This is a genomic window from Streptomyces sp. NPDC001507 (assembly GCF_042894765.1).
In the GTDB taxonomy this organism is placed as follows: domain Bacteria; phylum Actinomycetota; class Actinomycetes; order Streptomycetales; family Streptomycetaceae; genus Streptomyces.
Window position 1 is genome coordinate 1,358,826 of sequence record NZ_JBIAVV010000001.1, and the last position, 19,120, is coordinate 1,377,945.

Annotated in this window: 16 protein-coding genes and 5 pseudogenes; 12 read left to right on the forward strand and 9 right to left on the reverse strand. The window is 67.3% G+C overall.

Annotated elements, in window-relative coordinates:
• Window positions 1-59 precede the first annotated feature (59 nt).
• Window positions 60-1,535 carry an MFS transporter gene (locus ACFY0K_RS06165; RefSeq protein WP_390638805.1) on the forward strand — a complete coding sequence of 492 codons (1,476 nt, stop codon included), beginning with the start codon at window positions 60-62 and terminating at the stop codon, window positions 1,533-1,535.
• A gap of 115 nt (window positions 1,536-1,650) precedes the next feature.
• Here ACFY0K_RS06165 and ACFY0K_RS06170 read toward each other — a convergent pair whose 3' ends face one another.
• Window positions 1,651-4,617, reverse strand: coding sequence for a Tn3 family transposase (locus tag ACFY0K_RS06170; RefSeq protein ID WP_390638806.1), 2,967 nt, complete (start codon window positions 4,615-4,617; stop codon window positions 1,651-1,653).
• 519 nt (window positions 4,618-5,136) lie between these two features.
• Here ACFY0K_RS06170 and ACFY0K_RS06175 point away from each other — a divergent pair.
• Window positions 5,137-5,979 (forward strand): IS5 family transposase, encoded by an 843-nt coding sequence (locus ACFY0K_RS06175; RefSeq protein WP_390638807.1) that lies wholly within the window; start codon window positions 5,137-5,139, stop codon window positions 5,977-5,979.
• Between the two features lie 55 nt (window positions 5,980-6,034).
• On the opposite strand, the pseudogene ACFY0K_RS06180 reads toward ACFY0K_RS06175, so the two are convergent.
• The 5 genes and pseudogenes from ACFY0K_RS06180 to ACFY0K_RS06200 all read right to left on the reverse strand — a co-directional run.
• A pseudogene (locus tag ACFY0K_RS06180) lies at window positions 6,035-6,295 on the reverse strand (transposase family protein); the annotation flags it as partial.
• Between the two features lie 132 nt (window positions 6,296-6,427).
• Window positions 6,428-6,745, reverse strand: coding sequence for a hypothetical protein (locus ACFY0K_RS06185; protein ID WP_390638808.1), 318 nt, complete (start codon window positions 6,743-6,745; stop codon window positions 6,428-6,430).
• A 100-nt stretch (window positions 6,746-6,845) separates the two neighbouring features.
• Window positions 6,846-6,987, reverse strand: a pseudogene (locus tag ACFY0K_RS06190) (ATP-binding protein); the annotation flags it as partial.
• A 139-nt stretch (window positions 6,988-7,126) separates the two neighbouring features.
• Window positions 7,127-7,681: a dihydrofolate reductase family protein gene (locus ACFY0K_RS06195; protein ID WP_390638809.1), complete on the reverse strand. Its 555-nt coding sequence runs from the start codon at window positions 7,679-7,681 to the stop codon at window positions 7,127-7,129.
• 95 nt (window positions 7,682-7,776) lie between these two features.
• Window positions 7,777-8,412: a helix-turn-helix domain-containing protein gene (locus ACFY0K_RS06200; protein WP_390638810.1), complete on the reverse strand. Its 636-nt coding sequence runs from the start codon at window positions 8,410-8,412 to the stop codon at window positions 7,777-7,779.
• 486 nt (window positions 8,413-8,898) lie between these two features.
• Between ACFY0K_RS06200 and ACFY0K_RS06205 the strand changes: the two genes are divergently transcribed.
• The 7 genes and pseudogenes from ACFY0K_RS06205 to ACFY0K_RS06235 all read left to right on the forward strand — a co-directional run bounded on the left by ACFY0K_RS06205 (window position 8,899) and on the right by ACFY0K_RS06235 (window position 14,332).
• On the forward strand, window positions 8,899-9,468 hold the full coding sequence (locus ACFY0K_RS06205; protein WP_390638860.1) for a transposase: 570 nt from the start codon (window positions 8,899-8,901) through the stop codon (window positions 9,466-9,468).
• Window positions 9,469-9,553: 85 nt separating this feature from the next.
• Window positions 9,554-10,567 carry an IS30 family transposase gene (locus ACFY0K_RS06210; protein WP_390638811.1) on the forward strand — a complete coding sequence of 338 codons (1,014 nt, stop codon included), beginning with the start codon at window positions 9,554-9,556 and terminating at the stop codon, window positions 10,565-10,567.
• Between the two features lie 24 nt (window positions 10,568-10,591).
• Window positions 10,592-11,341 (forward strand): annotated as a pseudogene (locus ACFY0K_RS06215) (IS256 family transposase); the annotation flags it as partial.
• 27 nt (window positions 11,342-11,368) lie between these two features.
• Window positions 11,369-12,195 (forward strand): IS5 family transposase gene (locus ACFY0K_RS06220; protein WP_390638861.1). Its coding sequence is split into 2 segments (ribosomal slippage): window positions 11,369-11,720 and window positions 11,720-12,195, totalling 828 coding nucleotides; the frame shifts between segments, so codons are not numbered across the junction.
• Window positions 12,196-12,492: 297 nt separating this feature from the next.
• Window positions 12,493-12,819: a hypothetical protein gene (locus tag ACFY0K_RS06225; RefSeq protein ID WP_390638812.1), complete on the forward strand. Its 327-nt coding sequence runs from the start codon at window positions 12,493-12,495 to the stop codon at window positions 12,817-12,819.
• A 136-nt stretch (window positions 12,820-12,955) separates the two neighbouring features.
• Window positions 12,956-13,270, forward strand: coding sequence for a hypothetical protein (locus tag ACFY0K_RS06230; RefSeq protein ID WP_390638813.1), 315 nt, complete (start codon window positions 12,956-12,958; stop codon window positions 13,268-13,270).
• Window positions 13,271-13,408: 138 nt separating this feature from the next.
• The gene (locus tag ACFY0K_RS06235; protein ID WP_390638814.1) at window positions 13,409-14,332 is read left to right on the forward strand and encodes a S41 family peptidase; all 924 of its coding nucleotides are present in this window, start codon (window positions 13,409-13,411) and stop codon (window positions 14,330-14,332) included.
• 72 nt (window positions 14,333-14,404) lie between these two features.
• Here the strand turns inward: ACFY0K_RS06235 and ACFY0K_RS06240 are convergent.
• A pseudogene (locus ACFY0K_RS06240) lies at window positions 14,405-14,710 on the reverse strand (transposase); the annotation flags it as partial.
• A 48-nt stretch (window positions 14,711-14,758) separates the two neighbouring features.
• Window positions 14,759-15,025 carry a nucleotidyltransferase family protein gene (locus ACFY0K_RS06245; RefSeq protein ID WP_390638815.1) on the reverse strand — a complete coding sequence of 89 codons (267 nt, stop codon included), beginning with the start codon at window positions 15,023-15,025 and terminating at the stop codon, window positions 14,759-14,761.
• On the opposite strand from ACFY0K_RS06245, the pseudogene ACFY0K_RS06250 reads away from it, so the two are divergent.
• A pseudogene (locus tag ACFY0K_RS06250) lies at window positions 15,019-16,084 on the forward strand (MerR family transcriptional regulator). The gene ACFY0K_RS06245 and the pseudogene ACFY0K_RS06250 overlap by 7 nt on opposite strands.
• Window positions 16,085-16,127: 43 nt before the next feature.
• Here ACFY0K_RS06250 and ACFY0K_RS06255 read toward each other — a convergent pair.
• Window positions 16,128-17,374 (reverse strand): IS3 family transposase gene (locus tag ACFY0K_RS06255; RefSeq protein WP_390638816.1). Its coding sequence is split into 2 segments (ribosomal slippage): window positions 16,128-17,033 and window positions 17,036-17,374, totalling 1,245 coding nucleotides; the frame shifts between segments, so codons are not numbered across the junction.
• 91 nt (window positions 17,375-17,465) lie between these two features.
• Here ACFY0K_RS06255 and ACFY0K_RS06260 point away from each other — a divergent pair.
• Window positions 17,466-17,975, forward strand: coding sequence for a hypothetical protein (locus tag ACFY0K_RS06260; RefSeq protein WP_390638817.1), 510 nt, complete (start codon window positions 17,466-17,468; stop codon window positions 17,973-17,975).
• Window positions 17,972-18,973, forward strand: coding sequence for an IS481 family transposase (locus ACFY0K_RS06265; protein ID WP_390638818.1), 1,002 nt, complete (start codon window positions 17,972-17,974; stop codon window positions 18,971-18,973). Before ACFY0K_RS06260 ends, ACFY0K_RS06265 begins: the two co-directional genes overlap by 4 nt.
• Window positions 18,974-19,120 lie beyond the last annotated feature (147 nt).

A 19,120-nucleotide genomic window follows, 5' to 3' on the forward strand; every position in this document is an offset into this window, starting at 1 on the left:
TCACCAATTTAGCCACTCAAAGTGGAGGTGTCCCGGCAGCGGCGCGCACTGTCGAGCGCATGTCGTACTCCACCATCACCCCGCCGCTGCAGCGGCGCTGGGCCGCACTCGGCGTGTTGCTGATCGCCGAGGCCATGAACCTCCTCGACGCCACCATCATGACCGTCGCCGCCCCCGTGATCCGAGCCGGTTTGGGCGGTCCGGCTACCAGCATCCAGTGGTTCAGTGCCGCGTACACCTTGCCGTTCGCCGTCTTCCTGATCACCGGTGGGCGGCTGGGTGACATCGTCGGTCGGCGGCGGGTATTCCGCCTCGGCATGGGCGGCTTCGTCCTGGCCTCGCTGGGGTGCGCGCTCGCGCCGTCCACGGCGGCGCTGATCGCCCTGCGGGCGGTGCAGGGCGCCGCGGCCGCACTGATCATCCCGCAGACCATCGGCATGATCCGCGCCATGTTCACCGGCTCAGCACTGGCCCGAGCCATGGGCACCATCGGGCCGGTCATGGGGCTCGCCGCGGTGACCGGCCCGATGGTCGGTGGCGCGCTGACCCAAGCGGATGTGCTGGGTTCCTCCTGGCGGGCGGTCTTCCTCGTCAACGTCCCCCTCGGCGCCGCCGTGCTGGCGGCCACGCCGCTGCTGCGCGAGGACCGTGCCGCGCTCCAGCCGCGGCTGGACCACGCCGGCACGGCGCTGGCGGTCCTGGGCAGCAGCCTGCTGATCTATCCGCTCATCGAGGGCGGCGCGTATGGCTGGCCAGGCTGGTGCTGGGCCATGCTCGCCGCTGGCGGCGCGGTGCTGGCGGGCTTCGCCGCACATCAACGGCGGCGGGCCCGCGGCGGCCGAAGTCCGCTCATCGAGCCGGGCCTGTTCGTCGACCGCGGCTTCACCGCCGCGCTGGTGTCCAGCGTGCTGTTCTTCGCGGTGGTGGGCGGTCTGATGCTGGTGGCCGTGCTGCAGATGCAGCTGGGTTTGCACCGCGACGTCCTCTCGGCCGGCTTCACACTGCTGCCGTGGTCGGCGATGATGGCGCTGTCGTCCTGGGTCGCCGGCGCCTGGCTCGTACCCCGTTACGGGGCCCGGGTCATGAGCGTCGGCCTGCTGGCCCTGCTCGCCGGAGTCGTATCGGCCGCCGCTGTGTACGCCACCAGCCCGCCCGCTTCCTACCCCCGGCTGCTGCTGCCCGCACTGGCCGTGGCCGGGATCGGTCAGGGCCTGTACGCCGTACCGTTCTTCACCACCGCCCTGCACCGAGTCCGCCCACACGAGACGGGCTCCGCCGCCGGCCTGCTAAACGCGGTACAGCAACTCGGCGGCACTCTCGGCGTCGCCCTGCTCGGCAGCCTCTTCTTCCATGCCGCCGCGACCGGCGACCCCACCCCGGCCGCCGCCGCGCTCACCGGCGCCCGCAACGCCTTCTGCCTCGCCGCCGCGCTCATCCTCGCCACCGCAGTGACCACGGCCATGATGCTCCCGCGGCGGCGCTCATCGCCCACGAGCCCGGATCAGCCCTTCGTTCCCGATGCCACGGCCAGGTGAAACCTTTGGAGCGGAGCGCCGTCACCCCATGAGGGCTTAGGGATCAACTCATCGCCCCGTTGAAACGTATCTGGGTCGCACATCACCGAACCCCGTTCGTTTGTACGGGCTGCGGCTACTCGTCCTCACCGTCGTCGTCGCCGTGCGGGTCGCGCAGCTGCCGCAGGCCCGGCGCCGGCGGCGGGGTGAAGGCGTAGCGGCCGAGGAAGTTGATGTGGTCGTACTGGAGCGGGGAAAGGCGGGCGAGTAGTTCGTCGGTGACGGGGAAGCCGTCGGCGGCCAATTGCTTGACCGCGGCGTCGATGTAGAGGCTGTTGAACAGCACCACGGCGTTCAGGGCCAGGCCGAGCGCGCCGAGCTGGTCCTCCATGCCTTCGCGGTAGTGCTGGCGCAGTTCGCCGCGTTGCCCGAAGAAGATCTTCCGGGCGAGGCGGTGGCGGGCCTCGGTGACGTTGAGCTGGGCGCCGATCATGCGCCGGTATCCCTCGTCGGAGACGAACTGGAGCAGGTGCAGGGTCTTGAAGATCCGCCCGTAGTGGGCGAACGCGTCGCCCAGCCCGGTGGGCTTGCCGTCCCGGGAGAGCATGCGGATCAGGTCGTGGCCGCGGACTTCCCCCAGGGTGAGCGACCCGGCCACGCGGAGCATGTCCCCCCAGTGCGCGCGTATCCGGTCCAGACGGATGGCGTGGTTCGAGACCGGCTGGAGCGGACCGTAGTCGGCAGCGGTGTTCGTCCGCCACAGCCGGGCGTCGGAGATGTCGGCGATCCGAGGTGAGAACTGGTAGCCGCAGATCGCGAACAGGCCGAAGACGATGTCGGAGTACGACGCGGTGTCCGTGATGACGGTCTCCGGCCTCGGGCCGCCGTCGCGGGCATGGATGGCGTCCAGGATGAACAGCGAGTCGCGCAGCGTGCCCGGCACGACCACCCCGCCCAGCCCCATCACCTGGTCATTGACCACGTTCAGCCAGGTGGCGCCCTTGTACCGCAGGCCGAAGTACCGGGGGTTCGAGCCCGCGTAGAGAGTCTGCACGGGGACGGTGAAGCGCACGCCGTCAGCGGAGGCAACCAGCCCACCGCCCCACGCCCGTACGACGTCGATCTTCGCTTGCGCCTCGATGAACAGGCCGTTCGCCGCCGAGATGTTCTCGGCCCGGAAATAGCCCTGGTCGACCTGGACCAGACGCCCCCGGGTGAGCGCCGGAACGTCCGGCTTGATGACCGGGGTCATCCCGACGTTGCACGCCTCGCTCAGCAGCACGGCGCACAGGCTGGTGGTGAAGCCCTCCATGCCGGAGTCGGCGCCGGAGATGTGCGTGAACGCCTCCGGCATGCCCGTCAACTCGGCGACCTCCAGCAGCAGCTCTGGGAAGTCAACCTTCGGCAGCATGCCGTTGACCAGCTGCCTAAAGGGCGGCATGAGTTTGGGTTCCTCTGCCTTGCCGAGCTTGGCCAGCTTAAGCTTCCCGCCCACCACCTTCAGTGCCGCGTTCCCCGGCAGCCCGGCGGCGACCTGGACATACGCGGCGTGCAGGGCGGAGGCGAGTTCGGCAAGGTGTCCGGCCGGCTCGCTCTCCAGGCCGAGCGCGGTGAGGACCTTCGGCTCAGCGGCCGTCCACTTGTCTCCGGCAAGCAGCTTCGCGCGGGGCTCACCCCGGCGGTCGCCGTCCTTGGCAAACACGTCCCGTCGGCGCAGCGAGCGGTGCAGGTGCTCCAGAACGCACAACGAGTACGCCGCCTTGTCGACCAGGCCGTGCGGCACGTTGGGGTTGGCGAACACCAACCGCCGCCACGATCCCGTCACCAGCCCCGTGGAGCCCTCCTCGGCGCTGACCTTCTTGCGGCCGATCAGGTCCGGCAACTGCTTGAGCGCTTTCACGACCGGGGCGCCGGCCTCGACGGAGCCGAAGTCGATGACCTCGACCAGCAGGCGGATGAAGCCGCGCACGGTGCCGTAGCGGGCGACCAGTTCGGCCCGCCACTCCGCGTCGTCGTCCCCCTCTGTGTCCGGGACCACCGCGGCGATCGTGGCGAGCGCCTCGGCCAACTGCTCGCGCGGGACGACCTGCTCGATCGCCGACCAGGCCTCCACAACGGAGACCATCTCGCCGGATTCGGTCGCCGCAGGCGTCGTCATCAGCACGTCGACCGCCGCGGCGACCCTCTTCGCCGCCTTCCTCAACTGTGGCAGGGCCTTGAGCTTGGCGTCGTTACCCATCCGCTCGGCCTTCGCCAGCAGCTTGGTGGCCATCAGGGCGTGCAGCAGATCGAGCGCATCGTCCACCGTCGCGGTCTCCAGGTGCCGCACGGCCGCCAGCAGGGTGGCGGTCTGCCTCGTGACCTCCAGTCTCTTCAGCGTGGGAGCCTTCGAGGTCAGCCCGTACCGGGCCAGCCCGGTCATCCGCGCGGCCGGAACCCGCCCGACGTTGACCGCGCCAGCACCCAGGCCCCGCACCTCGCGGGCGCGGTCCAGGGCCACTTCCATGGCCTTGCCCGACACCCGCATCGGGCCCAGCCGCAGCCGCTCCAACTCCGACACCCGCTTCTTCTCCGGCACCTCCAGCAGCCGGACCATCTCGGTGCGCAGCTCGTACGGCACCGCCTCGTACAGCGCGGCGTGCAGCCGGTCGTTCTCCTCCTGGCGGACTGCGGCCACCATCCGTGCCAGCGTCGTCACACCGGGCAGCAGCACCCTGTTGTTCACCAGCCACACCACCGCCCGGTCGAACAACGCGCGCGGCCCCTCCAGCGACGACCACACCCGGGCAGCCAAGAACTCCCGCAGCTCCGCCTCGCCTGCGGCGAAGTCCCGGTAGCCGTACTCGTCGCGGATCTCCCACGCGTGCTCGTACGCCGTCTGCGACCGCGTCCCGTACTCGGCGAAGTGCTCGTCATCGATGCCGAGCTGCTCGGCGACGAACCGCACCACGGCGGCCGGGGCAACGGTGGGGTCCTCGGTCAGGAAGGTACCGAGCATCCGCACCGTGCCCCACTGCACCGCCCAACCCAGCCTCGTCGCCGGACGGCGCTTCGCCCGCGCCAGGTACAGGGCTCTCTTGTCCAGGCGGAAGAACTGTTCCAAGCTCCCCAGGCGACGGCTCCGTGGCGAACCGACCATAACGGGCCTCTTGCTCAGCGGACAGGTACTCAACAGGCATGCCGAGGACCGTAGAGCCCCCTGACCAGGCGAAACGGGCACGTCACCGAACCGGAATCAAGGTCGCCCCGCTACCGCTAATTTTCGTTCGGATACTCCCCGCGGGCCGTCTCACGGCGAAGCCCAGCCGGACAGGACGCCTTGACACTGGACACCACGGCAACCAGTGCCGCCCTGTCCGTCCGCCAACTGGGGATCAAAAACACTCACTTAGAGGTCGTTCTCACCTGAGTTACTACGGTATATCCATGTTTCTTCTGTCCGGCAGTCTGGTGCTGGTGGGGCCGCGGGGATGGTGGTGCATGCCGAGACGAATGGTGTGAGAGCTGGGGCGGAGGACGGCTTGAGCCTGTCTCATTCCAGGACGCCCGGGTTCGTCCCGTGCGTCGACACGGCCGCACGCACGCCTGGGCGCACGCCCCCAAGCGGCGGTATCTCCAGGTCATGGCTGACCGTCGCCCGTATCCGAGTGATCTGTCCGATGCACGCTGGGAGTTGATCGAGCCGATCCTGGCCGCCTGGCGCTACGAGCGCCACGGCCGGGCGCTGGGCTTCGGCCGGCCCGCCGAGCTCGACCTGCGCGAGATCATGAACGCGATCTTGTACGTGGACCGCACCGGGGTGCAGTGGCGCTACCTGCCGCACGACTTCCCCCACTGGAACTCCGTCTACAGCTATTTCGCCAAATGGCAGAAGGACGGCATCTTCGCCCAGCTCAACGGCCTGTTAGGGGAGTTGGTCCGCGAGCAGGAGGGCCGAGGCGCCGAGCCCTCGGCCTGCGTGATCGACGCACAGAGCGTGAAGACCTCCACCAGCGTCCCCGCCGCGAGCCAGGGCACGGACAACGCCAAGAAGATCGTGGGCCGCAAACGGAGCATCGTGACCGACACACTCGGCCTCCTCCTCGCGGTCCTGGTCACCGCGGCCAGCGTCCAGGACTCCACCGTCGGCACCCGCCTGCTCAACCAGGTCGCCCCCGACCACCCCACCATCCGCAAGACCTGGGTGGACGGCGGCTACCGCAAGCACCTCGTCGAGCACGCCGCCACCCTCGGCATCGACATGGAGATCAGCGCCCGCACCCCCGGGACCAGGGGATTCACCCCGATACCCAAACGCTGGGCCGTTGAGCGCACCTACGGCTGGCTGATGCTCCACCGCCGCCTGGCCCGCGACTACGAGACCCTCCCGGCCCGCTCCGAAGCCATGATCCACCTCGCCATGACCGACCTCATGGCCCGCCGCCTCACCGGCGAAGCCACGATCTCCTGGCGCGATCCGGTATAACAGGATCAAGTCCACATCCCGGGATGAAACAACGGGAGAAAACGACCTCTTAGGCAAGGTCGGGAGCGAGGGCGGCCAGCAGTTCGACGGCCTCGCTCACGTACCGGTGGACGGTGCTGAGGCTGATGCCGAACCCGGTGGCCAGTTGGGAATAGGTGTGTCAGCATCGCAGGTGGACCAGTACCGGCAGGGCCTGCCGGGCTCTTCCGAGCCGACGCCACCGTGTTCAGCGTTCACGGCGCAGGGCTGTCAGCTTCCCGGCCAGGAACCGCAGGGCTGAACTGGACAGATCGAGTCCCGATGGGTAGACAAGCATGCGAAGCTCCGGGCGGACAGGTTGATCTTGGTCGACAACTCGTCTACCAGGAGCTTCACTTCGTCACGCACGCGGTGCCCCGCTGCCGGGTGAACCGCCCTGGGCAGAGGGGCGAAGGCTCCGCACCAGTGTTCAGGGCGCGGGCAGCGGAAGCGCCACCCGTCGTCCCAGACCGAACTCCTCGGCCTCGTCGTTGCTGATGACCGCAACGGCTCCCGCAGGAACCCCAGGCAGCGTGGCCACGCGGGACGCCACCGCCAGAAGATCCCCCTCACCGGCTCTGGAGACGAAGAAAACGTAGACGTCCCCGTCCTCCTCTCCCTCGTCGAAGACTTCCACGTCACCTAGGAAGTCCTCGACCTCCTCGATCCAGGGAAACGGGTAGGAGCCGTCTGGCAAGCCGGGCGTCGGCAGCAACGGCACGTGGATCTCAACAACCACGGTGGGCACGAAGACATCCTGCCTTCAGAGCTTCCGCCCGGCTCAACCAGGGGCGAGCCGCGTCAGCAGCCCCAATGAGGTTGAAGAGGGCCCATTGTCGACCACGTTGTCAGGCTGCGCCGTCCCGCTCTCGCTCGATGGCGGCCAGCCGGTTCTTGAGCCGGTAGCTGGGGCCGTTGATGGAGATCGCTCGGCAGTGGCTAAGGGCGGTCGAGGACGGTGGTGGCGGGAACCTCGTCGGCGAACACCTTGAGGCGTAGCGAGTCCGCGCCGGAGTCGACCGCGTGCGACCGGGCAGCTGCGTCCACCTGTACGGCACGTACTGCCTCGGCATGGACAGGCGGCTCGATCTTCTGCCCGTCCGCGTACCGGGCCTGCGTCGAGCAGTGATCAGCGCGTCGGACGGTAGGTCGCGATGATCACTCCGCTACTGGTCGGCTGAGCGCTGGCCAACTCCAGCTTCTTCAGGGTGGCGTCGTCGGCGAACAGCTTCTTGCGGCCCTCGCCGGCAACCACCGGATGGATCAGCAGTACCAGTTCGTCCAGCAGGTCCTGCTCCAGAAGCGAACGCACCAGTGTGGGGCTGCCCGCGACGGTGATGTCCTTACCCTCTACCGCCTTCAGCTCTTCGATCGCGGCCGTCAGATCGCCGTTGATGAGCGTGCTGTTCGCCCAGTCGTCCACGCTCTCCAGCGTGGAGGAGACGACGTACTTGGGCGAGTCATTGATCCACTTGGCGAAGCCGGCGTCCTCGCCGTCGGTCACCGTCGGCCAGTACCCCGCCCACTCGGTGAAGGTCCCTCGGCCCAGCAGAATCGTGTCGGCCGTCTCCAGCGTCTTTCCCAGCGCCGCGCCCATCTCCTCGTCGAAAGCGAACTGCCACTCGTTCGGCGACTGGGCGACACCGTCGAGTGAGACGAACAGACCCGAAACGACCTTGCGCATGATTCCTCCGTGATGAGTTCGGGGTCGTGTGCCCGGTCCCGGCCGAGTAGCGCTCCGGCCCAGGCGGGCCGACCCCGTCGGCCATGTCAGGAACACTATGTGGGCACGTGGGAGGAGGGCTTGTATAGAAGCGACAGCGGCTCCTCCCTGTCCGGAGCGCCCAGCTGAGTGGCGGTCCGGCCGATGAACCGGGTCAAGGACCGCGCCAGGTGCGGCTGGTCGAAATAGCCCAGCCGGTGCACGACGTCCTGCGCCAGCGCCCCCTCCTGGATCAGTACGGCCGCCTCGCGGGCACGGTGAATCTGCCGGATGGCCCCCCGGGTGAGGCCCGTTGCCGCAACGAAACGCCGCTGGAGGGTCCGCTCGGACACATCGGGGGCCGCGCCGCCAAGCACCGCGGGCACGATCGGGTCGCAGTCCACAATGCGCTCACGCACCAGGCGCCGGACAAACGACTCCGCATTGTCGTAATCGGGCACGTGCCAGGCGGAACCCTTCAGCCACACGGAGTGCCGAGTCACGTCGGGTATCTCCGCGCTACCAGCCACAAGCCGGCTGATCGGCACGTGAGGCATCGAGGTGCCGAGAGCGAAGCTGATACCGAAGAACGTGGCGTCCTGGGGAACGGGAGCCGGACAGGCCTTGGGCTCCGGGCCCAGCACGGCCGCCTGCACCTGGCCGTCGTGCTCCCAGAAGACAAGCTCCCAGTGCGACGTCGCGATCGACGTCATCCGGCCAACCTCGGCACTGCGGCTTCGCCATACCCTCTCGATGTACGGCGACTCCGACGGCCGGCTCTCGGTCTCCAGACTCAATCGGATCGCCCCCGTTCACCGCTGCCTGAGCCGCCAGTGTGTCACGTCGAGCCGACGGCCAGAGATTCCTGCGCGATGCGCGGCGAGCACCTGAAGGGCGTGCTACTGGCCTGAGTCATTGTGGACAGAGCCCCACATAGTGGGGAAGACGCGATGCTCTCAGCAGGGTCATGGGGTACGGCAGAGCGACCCCCAGGGGAGTGGGGCAGCCCCTTGACCACCTGCATTTTCGAAAGATCAGCAGGTCGTCCTTCTGCGGGAGTGTAAATCTAACGGCGGATCCGACGATCATGGGAGAGACGTCAAGTGACTGACACCGCGGTGGAGTTGGAGACCGTGGAGCCTGTCGAGAGTGCCCAGCCTGGGCAGCCTGCGCCCGTGTCCGATGAGCAGCTGGTCGCGATGCTGGTGGAGCGGGCCCGGTCGGAGGGACTGCAGCTGACCGGGCAGGGTGGGTTGCTGCAGCAGCTGGCCAAGCGGGTCTTGGAATCTGCCCTGGAAGGTGAGATCACTGAACACCTCGGCTATGAGAAGCACGATGCCGGCGGCCGGGGCAGCGGCAACTCCCGCAACGGGAGCCGGGCCAAGACCGTGCTGACCGACGTCGGGCCGGTCGAGGTCAAGGTCCCGCGGGACACCTCGGGTACGTTCGAGCCGCAGATCGTCAGGAAGCGGCAGCGGAGGCTGACCGGAGTCGACGAGATGGTGCTGTCGCTCTCGGCGAAGGGCCTCACCCATGGGGAGATCGCGGCTCACCTGGCCGAGGTCTACGGGGCGGAGGTGTCCAAGCAGACCATCTCCACCATCACCGACAAGGTCATGGACGGCATGGCCGAATGGCAGAGTCGTCCTCTCGACCGTGGGTGGTTTCCATCGGTGGTTGCGACACCCGAGAGGAGTCGGCCCTATGCCTCGAGGTGGAGCCAACAGACTGCCGCCGACGGTGCCGAAGGAGTACTTCGAGCTGCGTAGAGGTGGCCTGAAAGGGGCAGCTGCTGCCCGCCGAGTGGGCGTATCCACCAGTGCGGGCTCGCTTTGGTTCATCAAGGCTGGACGCATGCTCTTGCCCGACAGGCCCATCGACGACCGATACCTCACCCAGGACGACCGCATCGCGATCGCCGAGGGCCTGCGTGCCGGCCGTACGGCTGCGGTGATCGCCGAGGAAATCGGCAAGCACCGCTCCACCGTCTACCGCGAGATCTCCCGCGGCCGAGGCGGGCCCGAGGGCACCTACAACCCGTGGTGGTCCCACAACCAGGCCATCCTGCGGCGCCGTCGCCCCAAACCGGAGAAGCTCCGTGCCAACGCCGAGCTGCGTGCCTTCATCAACGACAAACTCGGGCAGCGGTGGTCACCGCAGCAGATCACCCGCCACCTCGCCGCCCGGAATCGCCCCGGCAAGCCGACGATGAATGCCTGCCCGGAGACGATCTATCGCGCGCTTTACAGCGGACTACTGGACAAGCGCACCGCCCGACTGCGTACCCGCAGGACACGCCGAAAGAAGCAGCGCCGGGGCATACCCTCCAAGAACGCCATCCCGAACATGAGGCCGGTCCACACCCGGCCTCAAGAGGCTGAGGGCCGCCATCGGGCAGGGCACTGGGAGGGCGACCTGATCGTCGGCAAAGGCCAGGCGTCCGCAATCGGGACACTGGTCGACCGCGCCACCCGCTACGTGCGACTCATCCATCTGCCTGGCGGCTGGAAGGCTCCACAGGTCCGCGACGCGCTAGTGGAGCAGACCGGCACCTGGCCCGCTTCCCTGCGGCGCACCCTCACCTGGGACCAAGGCCGAGAGCTCTACTACCACGAGGAAATAGAGGACTTGACCGGCTTCCGGATCTACTTCTGCGATCCGCACTCACCCTGGCAACGCGGCACCAACGAGAACACGAACGGACTGCTGCGGGAGTACTTCCCCAAAGGCACCAGCCTCGCCCACTACACCCTCCGCGACCTCACGCAAGTCGAACAACAGCTCAACGAACGTCCCCGCCACGTCCTCGGAGACCGCACCCCGGTCGAGGCCATGAGACGCTGGTCGAGAGACCTGGCCTACCGCTAATTCGCAACGATCAGTGGAAACCGCCGTGTTTACCCCGTTTTGTTCGTTGATGCCATCAACGTCAAGATCAGGGACGGGCAGGTCGCGAACCGTCCGGTCTACGTGGTGATGGCGGTGACCGTGGACGGCACCCGCGACATCCTCGGCATCTGGGCCGGCGACGGCGGCGAGGGCGCGAAGTACTGGCTGCACGTGTTTACCGAGCTGAAGAATCGCGGCCTGGACGACGTGCTGATGCTGGTCTGCGACGGGCTCAAGGGTCTGCCCGAGGCCGTGGAGACCGTCTGGCCTCGCACGATTGTCCAGACGTGTGTGGTCCACCTGCTGCGGAATTCGTTCCGTTACGCCGCTCGTCAGGACTGGGACAAGGTCGCCAAGGCTCTCAAGCCCGTCTACGCCGCACCCAGCGAGGACGGCGCCACGGAGCGGTTCCTGGAGTTCCAGGAGGCGTGGGGGAAGAGGTATCCGGCGATCGTGAGGCTGTGGTCGGACGCCTGGGCCGAGTTCGTGCCGTTCCTCTCCTTCGACGTTGAGATCCGCAAGGTCATCTGCAGCACGAACGCGATCGAGAGCGTCAACGCCCGTATCCGCAGGGCTGTCCGTGCCCGCGGGCACTTCCCCAACGAGGCCGCCGCCCTCAAGTGCATCTACATGGCGCTGATGAGCCTGGACCCGACCGGGAAGGGCCGCAAGCGGTGGACCATGCGCTGGAAAGCACCCCTGAACGCGTTCCAGATCGCCTTCGAAGGCCGCCTGAGCCCGAGCAACAACTGACCATCAACAAACAAGATCAGCCGTTAAATTGACACACCCGGGCGGGGAACGTGGAGCTGGATCGTGCCGGACGGCTTGTGGGAGATCGCCAGGCCGCTGATCCCGGAGCAACGAACACGACCACAGGGCGGCGGAACAGCGAACGCACCTGATGAGACGCTGTTCGCGGCGATCATCTACGTGCTGGTGAGTGGCTGTGCCTGGCGGGCACTGCCGCCGTGCTTCGGCGTCTCGAAGTCGACCGCTCACCGCCGGTTCCTGATCTGGTCCAGAGCCGGCGTATGGGGCCGACTGCATGAGGCGATCCTGCACCGGCTCGACGACGCCGACCTCATCGATGTCTCTCGCGTAGTCCTAGACTCGGCCCACGTGAGGGCTAAAAAGGGGGCGAACACACAGGTCCGAGCCCCGTGGACCGAGGCAAGCCTGGTTCCAAGATGCACATCCTGTCGGACGCGAACGGACTGCCCCTGGTCGTCGGCGTCTCGGCCGCCAACGTCCACGACAGCGAAGGGCTGAAGCCCATGGTGGCGGGTCACCAAACGAAACACGACCCTCACCGCGGCCGGTACTTCAAGCCTCAGCGCCTGCATGCGGACAAGGCGTACGACCGTCCTGATCTGCGCAAATGGCTGCGCGGCAAGCGGATTGGCGTGCGCATCGCCCGCAAGGGCATCGAGTCCAGTCAGCGATTAGGGCGTCGGAGGTGGGTGATCGAGCGGACTATCTCCTGGCTGTCCGGCTATCGCAGACTCAGCCCGCGTTACGAGCGCCATTCCCGCAACTACCTCGCGTTTCTCGGACTTGCCGCGGCGCTTTGTTGCTACAAGCGGCTCGTCCGCCTCACCACGTAGGACACGGTCTAAGCCGCCGCCTCACCCGCGAATCCACCCTCAACTGGCGCGACACCTGAACCTCTGACCAAACGCACTCACCAGGGCAAAACGCCCTTTCAGGTCTATGGGGCCGGTCACCGTCTCGGGAGCGAAGAACGGCAGCCCCGCGACAGGGTGCCCGGCCAGCTCGGCCACCAGCGCCGCTGGAGCGCGGGGGTAAGGTCATTCCGTTTCCGGTTGGCGTGCCCTGCCCGTGCCTCTGGAAACGCTCAAGTTGCTTGGCAGCCAGGGCGTCTGGCCACCAATTTAATGTGCATGGGAATCCTGGGACCGTCAAAAGAAGCCACCCTCCTACTGCGCGATGCGGATGTGATCACGGCCGTCCTGCGCCAGGCGCTGGCCGATGCCTCGCCCGAGGAACGCGGGGGTTTGGAACGCGCCGTTGCGATCGCCGAGTCCATCGCCGCGGCCACCGGGGCCGAGGTACGCGCGCGCTGGGTCCGGTCCCAGCTGGCCGCCGTCGGCTTCACCGGGGATGTCGCCTCCGTCGCAGCAGTGAAGGCACTGCGGCAGGCGGAGCCGGGTCTGAGCCTGCTGGCGGCGGTGCAACTGCAGAAGGAAGCCGTGGCGCACCCGGAGTGATCGTCAGCCATCGACCGAGACGGGGGCGGCGCTCTCGCCGAGTGATGGACGGTACTTCGCGGAAGGCGGTGTTGCGGGATCCGGCGCGCTCTACAGTGCTGACCACAGCGTTGGGGCGAGTTCGGGGGCGCGGGGCGTGGCGCGTGTGGTGGCGGTGCACGGGATCGGCAAGCAGCGGCTGGGTGAGGAGACGTTGCTCCGGCAGTGGTTGCCGGCGTTGAACGACGGTCTGAAGCGTGCCCAGGCGCCGGAGCGGCTGGCGGACGCGGATGTGGCGATGGCGTTCTACGGGGATGTGTTTCGTCCGGACGGCGAGTATCTGGCGGTGGGTGAACCACCGTACACGTCGCAGGATGTGCAGGCCGGTTTCGAGACGGAGCTGTTGCTGGCGTGGTGGCAGGCGGCTGCTGAGTGCCTGTGTCTGAACTGGCCCGCATTCCAGGGGAGGTGACGGGGCGGCGTTAAGGTTGTTCGTGGTCGCAGAGTGGGGGATGGGATGGGACGGTCGCTGCGTTTGGCTACCTGTGTTGGGCTGGCGAGTGTTCTTGTTGCCGGGACAGGATGTACAGCACGCTCGGAGGGGGCAGCCATGTCGGATGGCGCCCGGTCCTACCTGTCGAAAGTGCTGGACATCATGGAGAAAAATGCGCTTCTCCGTCATCAGGTGGATTGGGCAGAGGTACGTCGCCAGGCATTCTCGCAAGCCGAGGCCGCACAGAAGCCGTCAGACACCTACGACGCGATCCGTTTCGCCCTGCGGACAGTCGGCCACGGGCACAGTGCCTTTTACGACCCCAAGCAGGTTCAGAACATCAAAGAGGCTCCGCCCTTCTCTTCCTTCCAGGGCCCCGAGGGCCGTTTTTTGGGAGATCACGTCGGCTACGTGTCGCTTCCTGCCGTGCAGGGATCTGACGCGACGTACGTGCGGTATGTGCGGGAAGGCCGCGAGGCCGTGGCGAAGGCCCACCGCCGACCGGGGGCCTGCGGCTGGGTCGTGGACCTCCGTCACAACCACGGCGGGAACTCGTGGCCCATGCTCGCCGTCGCGGGCCCGATCCTGGGCGACGGCGAGGTCGGCATGTTCGTGGATGCTGACGGCAGGACCTACCCATGGACAATTCACAACGGCAGCCCGCGCGAGAACGGCAAACCCTACAACTGGGGCGACAGCACTCCCGTGACCAACTCCCACGCCCCGGTCGCGGTCCTGACCGACGGCGGAACGGCCAGCGCGGGTGAGGCGGTGGCGGTCGCCTTCCGCGGACGGCCGCGGACGCGGTCCTTCGGGGAGAGCACCTTCGGCGTCCCCACGGGGAACAACGACCACCGCCTGCCCGATGGTGCCGTGCTCCATCTCACCGAGGACAAGGACGCCGACCGCACCGGCCGTAGCTACGACGGGCCGATCCCCCCCGACTACGAAATCCCCACCATGGGGCTCAGGATGGGAGCCGCGGACCAAGTCCTGGAGGCGGCGAAGAACTGGCTGCTCAGGCAGGCTGCATGTCGGTGACATCGGGCCTCGGGCTCTTCAGGCAGCCTGCGCAGGGTAGTACGGAGTGACATTTTGCCGTTCGGCAGGACGGGGGTTGCGGCGGGTGAGTCGCCTGGTCATGAGTGTGATGGCCGCCCAGGTGATCATTGACTCGCTCACCTCGCGGAGGCGTTCGTGGTCGCGGCAGTGTCGGCGGGCGCGCATGATCCACGACCAGGAGCGTTCCACGACCCATCGGCGGGGAAGGACGACGAAGCCCGTTGCCTCCGGTGGCCGGCGGACGGTCTTGATGGTGATGTCGAGGTAGGTTTTGGCCCAGGTCACCAGTTTCCCGGCGTAGGCGGAGTCGGCCCAGACGATGGCGATCTCGGGGTACGTCAGGGCGAGGCGGAACAGTGATGGCGCTCTTTGAATCTGGCTCTGTCCGCAGTTCCGTGAAGGTCATCAGTTTGGCCATGGCAGGACCGTGAGCTCCGGCCACTCGTTCTTCCAACGCGCCGCTTTGGTCTCATAGCCCTCCCGCGGGGCAAGGACCGGATTGGGTCGAACGACTAGGTTGAACACGTCGGAGAGCCCGTGAGGTGCGTAGACGCGCCATCCGCCATCGGACTCCAGCCGGACGCCTAGATGTTGCTGGCCATGAGGTTGGTGTCGCCGCTCGTCGGTGTTGACCTTCGAGTTGGTTGAAGCTCGATGATGGCGCGGTGCCAAATGATGAGCTGATGCCGATCGGGGCCTTCGCCCAACGCAGTGGTCTGACCTCCAGCGCGTTGCGGTTCTACGCCGACTCCGGGCTGCTGTCCCCTGCCGAAGTCGACCCGGTCTCGGGCTACCGCTACTACAGCGCCGACCAGGTGGCGCGGGCGACCGCGCTGCGTCGGCTCCGCGAGCTCGCTATGCCCCTCGCCGCTGTCGAGGCGGTACTCGGTACCGGGGCTGACGAGGCATCCCGGCTCCTCGATGAGCATGTCGCAAAGGTCGTTGGGAATGCGGCAGTCGTGCAGCAGAAGGCTGCTGTCATCAAGTCTGCGCTCGGCAACGTGCCAGGTCTCCCCATTGGGGTGGTGAAGGACCCCGTGCTGGCGGATGCGGTCGAGCAGGTCCTGACCGCGACCGCGCCCGGGATGCCAGCACTCGCCGGCCTACGCATCGAGGCACGTCATGACGCGGTCACCCTGACCGCAACGGACCGATACCGGCTCTCCACTCGAACCCTGGTGCCAACTGAACCACCGAGGCAGACGTGGGCCGGCACGGTCAACGGCGACGAGTTGCGGGCCGCGGTCGCCGAGAGCCGCCGCAGTCCGCTGGTGCGGCTGGAAGCGGTCTCAAACGGGGTCTGGTTCCGCGTGGCAGACCGGGAGGACCGGCACTGTCGGTTGCTGCCCGAGGAGTTCCCCGACTATCGGCTGATGCTCGCGTCGCTGGGGGAGGTCACCACCCGCGCGACAGTCTCGAAGGATCTGCTCCTAGCGAGCCCTGGAAGAACACCCCGGCGAGCGCATCGCGCTGCACGTTGCCGACCACGGAGTGAACGTCGTGTCCGCGGATGACGAACACCCCAACATCCCAGTCTCGGCCACTGCGACGGGCCAGGCCCTCCAGATTTGGTTTGAGCTGACCACGCTCTATCCCGCAGTGAGCACCGCGATCGGCCCCGACGTAATGCTCGACCTGCGGGGACACGACCAGCCCGTCACGATCCGCTCCGCCGACCGCGGCGATCTCACCACCCTGGCCATGCCCATCAAGCCCGACCACTCCGCCTGAGAAGGAGGGCCTTCCCCCGTGATGGTGGACACGCGTTCGTTGATCAGGCGGTGAGCGTGAGCTTAGCGGCGTGGTGTCGGTGTTCGTATTCGTTGGGGCTGAGGTGGCCGTTGGCGGAGTGTCGGCGGCGGGTGTTGAAGCGGGATAGCCAGGCGAAGACCGTCTTTCTGCAGGTGGTGGCATCGCCGTAGTCGTGGGCGCCCTGGAGGGTCTCGCGTTTCAGGGACGCGTGGAAGCTCTCGCAGGCGGCGTTGTCCGCGCTCGTGCCGACCGCGCCCATTGACCGGGTGACCCCCAGCTGGGTGCAGAGGTCGGCGAAGGCCCGGGATCCGTATTGCGCTCCGTGATCGGAGTGGAAGAGCGAGCCGTCCAGACCACCGCGGGTGCGAGCGGCCATGCGGAGGGCGTCGGCGACCAGATCGGTGCGCATGTGTTCGGCGATGGACCAACCGACGACCCTGCGGCTGAAGCAGTCCAGGACGGTCGCGAGATAGAGGAACTCCCCGTTTCCCAGGGGGAGGTAAGTGATGTCCCCCATGTATTTCCAGCCCGGTTCCGGAGCGGTGAAGGCCCGCTGGAACAGGTCCGGAACCAGCGTGACTGCCGGGTCGGGGACGGTGGTGCGGGCGCGTCTGCGCAGACGGATGCCTGTGATGGAGAACGCCCGCATCACCCGGGCGACGCGTTTCTCGTTGACCGGCAGGCCCTTCTCCCTCAGCTCGGCGGTCACCCTGGGTGAGCCGTAGGCGCCGCCCGACTCGCCGTGGACCTCGCGGATCTTCTCGGCCAGGGCCCGGTCCCTGTGCTGCCGGGCCGCCCTGGCCCGCCGGCCGGAGAGCCACTTGTAGTAGCTGGACCTGTTGAGTTCCAGGACCTCGCAGAGCCGCTTCACCTCGTAGGTGGCCCGGTGGTCGTCGACGAACTGGAAGCGGCTGATCACCAGTTCCTCTCTCCGGCGAAATACTTGGCCGCCTTGCGGAGTATGTCCCGCTCGGTCGCCAGCTTGCGCTCACTCGCCTCGAGCTCGGCTACCCGGGCCTCGAGCTGCCGGATCCGCTCGTCCGGATCGGCCGACGATGGTGCCGCCCCGGCCCGGACCAACGCCTTACCGGCCGTCGTAGGCGCAGCGGCGACGCCGCGGCGTTCGCGGTCTCGCAGTACCCACTCGCGCAAGGTGGCCCGGTTGATGCCCAGGTCGGCGGCGATGCTCTTGTACGTCGCCTCGGGCGTGGACTCGTACAGGGCCACAGCATCGGCCTTGAACTCGTCCGAGTAGTCCTTCATCGCCATCGGCGGTGGTCTCGCTTTCTCCGGATCAAGGAGATCCAGTATCAGCGTGTCCACCACTCAGGGGGAGGCTCCGGACGACGAGGAACAGTCCATGACCACCACACCCGCCAACCCCGACCTGACCATGGAAGCCATCGGCCACGCCGTCGCCGAGGGCCGAGCCGGTGACAGCGCCTCCGCCCGCCAGAAACTGCTGGGCCTGTGGTCCGCGATCGGTGTCACCGGCGACCCGCTGCACCGCTGCTCCCTCGCTCACTACCTGGCAGATCTCTACCAAGATCCCGCCCAGGCCCTCGCCTGGGACATCCGGGCCCTGGACGCTGCCGACGCCGTGACCGAGCAGCGTGTCCAGGAGCACCACGCCGGCCTCCACATCGCCGGCTTCTACCCCTCCCTGCACCTCAACCTCGCCGACAACTACCGCCGACTCGGCTCCTTCGAAGCCGCCACCGAGCACATCAACGCGGCCAAAGCGCACGCCCCCAGCCTTCCTCAGGATCCCTACGGTGACCTTCTTCGTGGCGCCATCCAAGAGGTCGCCGAGGCCATCGCAGGGCGGGACCGGTCGCGGCGAGCCTCTGCGCCTGGTTCCGCTACGTGACGCACAAGAATGCACCCCTCACTGTGGAGGGACGGCGTCGTCTCGTCGAGCGGTGTCGCACGAGGCCCATCGCCCACGTCGCAGCCGAGATGGGGATCTCCCGTGCGTGTGCATCGAAGTGGGTCAACCGATACCGGCGCCACGGTGAACTCGGGCTTGAGTTCCGATCTTCCACACCGCAGCACCAGCCCACCGCGACACCGTCCGAGGTCCTTGACCTCATAGAAGAACTGCGCCGCACCCACAAGTGGTCCGCGGCCAGGATTGCCTTCGAGCTGTCCCAGGCCGGAACGCCGATCGGCCGAAGGACCGTGAGCAGGCACCTGGTCGAGATCGGCCTCAACCGACGCCGATTCATCGACCCCGACGGTGAGGCCAACCGACAGCCGAGGAGAATTCACGCCCGACGACCGGGCCACATGATTCACGTCGACGTGAAGAAGGTAGGACGTATCCCCGACGGCGGAGACTGGCGCGCGCACGGACGCGGCAGCGACCAGGCGAAAGCCGTGGACCGGCGGAAGAAGAAAACCGAGCGCGGTGGTTACGTCTATCTGCACTCGGCTGTCGACGGGTACAGCCGGCTCGCCTACAGCGAAGCACTGCCCGATGAGAAGGCCGCTACGGCGATTGCCTTCCTCCATCGTGCGCGGGCTTGGCTCGCAGCACATGGGATCACGCGCACCGAGCGGATCGTGACAGACAACGGCGCCTGCTACCGAGCCGAGAGCTTCTCCCGAGCTCTTCTCGGCGCCAGACACCAGCGCATCGCCCCCTACACTCCACGGCACAACGGCAAGGTCGAGCGATACAACCGCATCCTGGCCGAGGAGTTCCTCTACGCCCGGACGTGGACATCGGAAGCCCAACGCTCCCATCTGCTGAAACGCTGGAATGTCCACTACAACTACCACCGACCCCACACCGCGATCGGAAGCCAACCACCGGCAGCACGCCTACCAGGCGGCGTCACCAACGTCCTGGCCTCCTACACCTAGTGTGCTGCGCCAGAAATCCTGAGGGTTAGTTCTGCTCTGCTTTCTGGTCGGTGGGGAGTGTCTTTTTCTTTGTGTAAGCCCTGGTGCTGACGCTTCTTCTGTGTGGTGTGGCGGTGCTACTGGTTGTCGGTGACGCGGTCGCCGTAG

Excerpts from the sequence above, each read along its gene's own strand:
- ACFY0K_RS06165 (WP_390638805.1), top strand. The coding sequence starts at position 60 with ATGTCGTACTCCACCATCACCCCGCCGCTGCAGCGGCGCTGGGCCGCA.
- ACFY0K_RS06205 (WP_390638860.1), top strand. The coding sequence starts at position 8,899 with ATGCTGGTGGAGCGGGCCCGGTCGGAGGGACTGCAGCTGACCGGGCAG.
- ACFY0K_RS06175 (WP_390638807.1), top strand. The coding sequence starts at position 5,137 with ATGGCTGACCGTCGCCCGTATCCGAGTGATCTGTCCGATGCACGCTGG.
- ACFY0K_RS06200 (WP_390638810.1), bottom strand. The coding sequence starts at position 8,412 with ATGACGTCGATCGCGACGTCGCACTGGGAGCTTGTCTTCTGGGAGCAC.
- ACFY0K_RS06195 (WP_390638809.1), bottom strand. The coding sequence starts at position 7,681 with ATGCGCAAGGTCGTTTCGGGTCTGTTCGTCTCACTCGACGGTGTCGCC.
- ACFY0K_RS06260 (WP_390638817.1), top strand. The coding sequence starts at position 17,466 with ATGACCACCACACCCGCCAACCCCGACCTGACCATGGAAGCCATCGGC.
- ACFY0K_RS06210 (WP_390638811.1), top strand. The coding sequence starts at position 9,554 with ATGCTCTTGCCCGACAGGCCCATCGACGACCGATACCTCACCCAGGAC.
- ACFY0K_RS06225 (WP_390638812.1), top strand. The coding sequence starts at position 12,493 with ATGGGAATCCTGGGACCGTCAAAAGAAGCCACCCTCCTACTGCGCGAT.
- ACFY0K_RS06235 (WP_390638814.1), top strand. The coding sequence starts at position 13,409 with ATGTCGGATGGCGCCCGGTCCTACCTGTCGAAAGTGCTGGACATCATG.